This is a genomic window from Pedobacter sp., assembly GCF_035317785.1.
Taxonomy (GTDB): Bacteria; Bacteroidota; Bacteroidia; order Sphingobacteriales; family Sphingobacteriaceae; genus Pedobacter.
Genome location: NZ_DATHGC010000227.1, coordinates 1 through 4734, shown reverse-complemented (window position 1 = coordinate 4734; position 4734 = coordinate 1). Strand labels below are relative to the sequence as shown.

5 protein-coding genes and 1 pseudogene are annotated in these 4734 nt (G+C 43.7%); 1 reads left to right on the top strand and 5 read right to left on the bottom strand.

Going from position 1 to position 4734, the window contains the following annotated elements; translation table 11 throughout:
* Positions 1–421: pseudogene (locus tag VK541_RS13820) on the bottom strand (hypothetical protein); the annotation flags it as partial.
* Positions 422–424: 3 nt separating this feature from the next.
* A complete protein-coding gene (locus tag VK541_RS13815; RefSeq protein ID WP_324370918.1) occupies positions 425–802 on the bottom strand; it encodes a transmembrane 220 family protein in 378 nt (125 codons plus the stop codon).
* Positions 803–978: 176 nt separating this feature from the next.
* Between VK541_RS13815 and VK541_RS13810 the strand changes: the two genes are divergently transcribed.
* On the top strand, positions 979–1803 hold the full coding sequence (locus VK541_RS13810) for an ATP-binding protein (RefSeq protein WP_324370917.1): 825 nt from the start codon (positions 979–981) through the stop codon (positions 1801–1803).
* Between the two features lie 19 nt (positions 1804–1822).
* Here VK541_RS13810 and VK541_RS13805 read toward each other — a convergent pair whose 3' ends face one another.
* The 3 genes from VK541_RS13805 to VK541_RS13795 form a co-directional block, all read right to left on the bottom strand.
* Entirely contained in the window at positions 1823–2524 is a 702-nt protein-coding gene (locus tag VK541_RS13805) for a hypothetical protein (protein WP_324370916.1), read from the bottom strand.
* A gap of 64 nt (positions 2525–2588) precedes the next feature.
* Positions 2589–3782, bottom strand: a complete 1194-nt coding sequence (gene fabV / locus VK541_RS13800; RefSeq protein WP_324370915.1) for an enoyl-ACP reductase FabV — start codon at positions 3780–3782, stop codon at positions 2589–2591.
* Positions 3783–3881: 99 nt separating this feature from the next.
* Positions 3882–4445 carry an acyl-CoA thioesterase gene (locus VK541_RS13795; protein ID WP_324370914.1) on the bottom strand — a complete coding sequence of 188 codons (564 nt, stop codon included), beginning with the start codon at positions 4443–4445 and terminating at the stop codon, positions 3882–3884.
* Positions 4446–4734: the final 289 nt, after the last annotated feature.

The window sequence follows — 4734 nt, the reverse complement described above, 5'->3', positions numbered from 1 at the left end:
TGCTCCTGATGCCTTCTTCACATCGGTGTATCCATTCCTCCGGATAACTAAAAACAGGTAAGGCAGAATATAATGCGGCCTGCTCATTCATCTCAGCGGCTGTAAAAAGGCCATTGATCTTCCGGAGGTACACTGCTTTGTCCTGATCAGGTACCTGCATCAGTAAGTAGATGCGGCAAAGACGGTCTGTAGTCCAGCCGGATATTTCAAAGCCGGGAAGCAGTTTAGCTATTTCTGCAGCTTCTGGTGGCAGCAGTGCTATTGTCTTTTTTTCTGCAAACCTCGGAATGTGCGAAAAGGTCAGGTTCAATTGTAAGGTTTTCTCTTCCATTTTCACCAGGCTGATCTTTTGTTCCAGCCAATCCATTGCCTCACTGCTCAGATTGCGTCTGATGATCCGTTCTAATTCTGTTAAAAGCATGTTTTATCCTATATTGGGCGCCATAAAATAGTTGATCGCAAGGGCGGTACTGATAATCAATAAACCAAAGAATTCCCTGGTCTTTTCGATATAGGGTTTGGTTGCCTGCATGCTCTCTACTAAACTTGGGCTTTTGTACTTTGTTATCCAGTCGCGCACACCATCTTTTGAAAAAAACAGGATGACGGCGTAAACCAGATAGAAAGATATGGCTCCGAGGTAAACATTCGGGTAAAATTTATTAAATATGGCAAATCCACAACAAATGGAGGCTACCATATATATAGGTACCCAGAGCCAGGGGTCGACATCATTTAGATTTAAGTACGCAAACGCAAGGAATGCAATACAAAAAATTGAATTTAAAATGCTCAGCAGCATACTCGTAAAGGTTTAATTTGTGTGTTGTGTTTATTAGTAAATACAAATAAACAGATAATTATACCGATTTAGCAATATGCAATTGTAAAAAAAGAAATAGGATAAGCAATATTTTTCCCTGATTCATTGATTTTTATTTAAATTCATCGTGATTGTTGAATACTAAAAAAAGTATCATGAAAAAATACCTGTGTTTATCTGTGATGATTTTGCTGGGCTTAAACCTGAACGCTCAGTATAAACTTGAAAAGCTCTGGGAAACAGACAGTATCATAAACATGCCTGAGTCTGTACTGGCGGATGCAAAAGCCGAAGTGCTGTATGTCGCTATAATGGGCAACAGCGCCGATGCAAAGGACGGCATTGGCGGAATTGGAAAACTGGACATGAATGGTAAGGTGATCAACCTGGACTGGGTGACCGGCCTGAATTCTCCCAAAGGAATGGGCATCTACAAAAACAGGCTCTATGTAGCTGATGTGACCGATGTGGTAGTGATCGACATCGCAAAGGCAAAGGTAGAACTGACCATACCCATACCAGGGTCCGCTTTTTTGAACGACCTGACGGTAAGCGATCAGGGTATTGTCTACGTTTCGGACTCGAGAACAAAAAAGATCCACAGGATTACCAATGACAAGGAAGAGGTCTACATGGAAAACATTGATGGCCTGAATGGCCTTAAGGCCGTTGGCGATCAGCTGTTCATTGCGGGCGGGGGCAAAAACCTGCTCAAAGCGGCTGCGGATAAAAGTATGGTCAAAATAGCGGGGCTACCTCAAGGTGGCGACGGAATTGAGCCGATAGGGAATGGCGACTGGCTGTTCTCAGCCTGGGGAGGTTACGTTTTCTACGTATATGCCGATGGCAGGAACGAGCTGCTGCTCGATACGCATCTGCAAAAGATCAATACCGCAGATATTGGTTATGATCCGGCCAAGAAGATCGTTTATATCCCTACATTTTTTAAGAAAAGTGTCATGGCTTATCAGCTTAAATAACCTAGTAAGCCATAGTCCTTCATTCTTTGACTCTGCTCCAGACTTCGTAGATCTTTGCGCCCTTGCTGCTTAAACCGCTATGGTGCCAGTTGCCGTCTTCAAGTTTTCCGTCAAAAACTAATGAAGCACCCACACGGGTATTGTCCCGCGAAAAGAATTCTATGTTTTCAGTGTATTTGCCATCCTTAAAAGTATAAGAGCCGCCACCTGTTCCTGAAAACTGCTTTTTGCCCGGATCTATGGCTACCCATTGAAATTTGGTTCCCGTCAGCATCTTATAGGTCTGCCGTGTGCCGCTTTGATGTATATCGGTTAATTTCCCGTCTTCGCCTTTTCTTCCGGTAATGCGCCAGACACCGGCTAGCGGCGCCTTTCCATCATCGAGGCGGTTAAAGTTTATCCTGCCATCCTGCAGGTCTAAGGAGAGCTGGCCTCCTGAAACAGAAAACTGGACATCCATACTTGTTCCCACACTGGTTGAATCAGCAGTATTGAACAGCAATTTTCCTTTAAGCGTATTGTCCTTTACTTCATAATTACCTCCCTGGCTGGATACAAACTGGGATCCGTTGTGGACTGTGTGCAGATAAAATCCGTCCTGAAAGAAAAGCTGATGCTGTTCATCGCCGTTCCTCAATTCCCATGCGCCGGTTACGGCAACATTTTGTCCAAGAACATTAAAAGTTAGGGTAGTCAATACCAGGAGAAAAAATACTTTCATAGCATTCATATTTGGTTATCAATAGTTTTATACTAAAGATAACAAATTACTATGAATGTCAATATTAATCTTGCAGTCCGCGGATTGCTACTACTTCTTCAACCTCTGCATCATAATTTACTCCTGCAACTTCAAATCCGAAAAGATTGAAGAAATCCTGTTTATAGCCCTCAAGGTCACCAATTTCGGGTAGGGTTTCGGTGGTTGCTTTTTGCCATTGGGTGAATACTTCTTCCTGTACGTCGGCTCTCATTTCCCAATCGTCTATCCTGATCCTTCCTTTTTCATCTGTTTGCAGGGCATTACCCGAATACAAATGCTCGCGGAACAACCTGCTGATCTGCTCGATACAGCCTTCATGAATTCCTTTGGCTTTCATTACCTTGTAAAGCAGCGAAATGTATAAAGGAATTACCGGAATGGCGGAACTTGCCTGTGTGACCAGTGCTTTATTTACAGATACGTATGCTTTTCCGCCGATATCTTGAAGCTTGTCTGTAATGGTAAATGCTGTTGCTTCCAGGTGATCTTTGGCCCGGCCGATCGTACCTTTGCGGTATACTGGCTCTGTAACTTCCGGGCCGATGTAAGAATAGGCCACTGTTGTAGCGCCCTGTGCAAGCAGGCCTTCTTTCTTTAATGCGTCTATCCACATTTCCCAGTCTTCACCACCCATTACGGCGACCGTGTTTTTAATCTCTTCATCGTTTGCCGGAGTAATGGAAACAGTGGAGACGATGCCCGTGTGAAAGTCAACTGTTTTATCACTAAAATCGCCTTCTATGGGCTTAAGTACAGAGTTGTGGGTTTCTCCTGTCAGCGGATGAACCCTTTTTGGCGAGGCCAGACTGTAAATCACCAGGTCTATTTGTCCCAGGTCGGCTTTGATCAGCTCGATGGTCTGCTGTTTGATTTCATTGGAGAATGCATCTCCGTTAATGCTTTTTGCATAGAGGCCTGCTTCATTGGCAAAGTCCTCAAAAGCTGCGGTATTGTACCAGCCGGCCGAAGCAGTCTTGCCGGGGCTACCTGGTTTTTCAAAATATACACCAATGGTAGAAGCACCCGCACCAAAAGCGCTGGTAATCCTTGAAGCCAGTCCAAAGCCGGTCGAAGCACCGATAACCAGAACTTTTTTAGGACCATTTACGGGGCCTTTAGATTTCACATAATTGATCTGTTTTAATACATTTTGTTTGCATCCTTCCGGATGTGATGTAAGGCAAATAAATCCGCGTGTTCTTGGACTGATGGTCATAACTGGTGATATAATTTGAAAATGTGGTTAACTAAATTCCGACAAAGCTAGAACTTTTATCCGGAACCTGTGAATTGAATTCAGGCATGCTTCTGTTTGTTAAAGAAGGATGCAGCGTTCTCCGGCCAGCAGTGTTTTGCACTGTTCGTCATTGGCAGGTATACTGATCTCTTCGAGTTCTTTGCGGTAATTTTGCTTGATCTCTTTTCGGCTTTTGGCCCGGATAAACCTCCTGATGTCATCGCTGTTTGCCAGCACAAGTCCTGGTACTTCGGTCGGCTGGTTGTTTTCATCCTTGGCAACCATGGTAAAATAGCTGGTATTGGTATGTTTTACCTCATTTGTTTTCACATTTTCAGAAACTACTCTTATCCCCACTACTACCGAAGTTTTGCCTACGTAATTTACAGAGGCCATTAGTGATACGAGTTCCCCTACTTCAATGGGTTCCAGAAAGTTCACCGTATCAATAGAGGCGGTTACGCAATAATTTCCGGCATGTTTAGACGCGCAAACGTACGCCACTTTGTCCATCAGTGAAAGTAAAATACCACCATGGATCTTGCCCCCGAAATTCGAATAGGAGGGGATCATTAATTCTGTAAGGACAGTTTTGGAGAAGCTAACGGGTTTGTAGGGTATAGGCTGGGCAGGGCTTGGCATTGGTGTAATTTAGGTTGGCTATATTTATTAGTTAAGTGTTTAACACTTTAACGCTAAAATAAGCAGGATAAATGATATGAATGGTACATAAATGAAAAAAGACCACCTGTTGAGGTGGTCTTTTGTGGGAGATACTGGGTTCGAGGCTTGACCCTCCCGATGTAAAATCGGGATGCTCTGAACCAGCTGAGCTAATCTTCCCTGATGAGTTTTTCAATCATTTTCCTGCTCTTCCATGCTTTAATTTGTTTTTCTCTGGCCATTGCATCCGTTTTTTGGTCAAGAGCCT

Excerpts from the sequence above, each read along its gene's own strand:
- VK541_RS13810 (WP_324370917.1), top strand. The coding sequence starts at position 979 with ATGAAAAAATACCTGTGTTTATCTGTGATGATTTTGCTGGGCTTAAAC.
- fabV (WP_324370915.1), bottom strand. The coding sequence starts at position 3,782 with ATGACCATCAGTCCAAGAACACGCGGATTTATTTGCCTTACATCACAT.
- VK541_RS13815 (WP_324370918.1), bottom strand. The coding sequence starts at position 802 with ATGCTGCTGAGCATTTTAAATTCAATTTTTTGTATTGCATTCCTTGCG.
- VK541_RS13795 (WP_324370914.1), bottom strand. The coding sequence starts at position 4,445 with ATGCCAAGCCCTGCCCAGCCTATACCCTACAAACCCGTTAGCTTCTCC.
- VK541_RS13805 (WP_324370916.1), bottom strand. The coding sequence starts at position 2,524 with ATGAAAGTATTTTTTCTCCTGGTATTGACTACCCTAACTTTTAATGTT.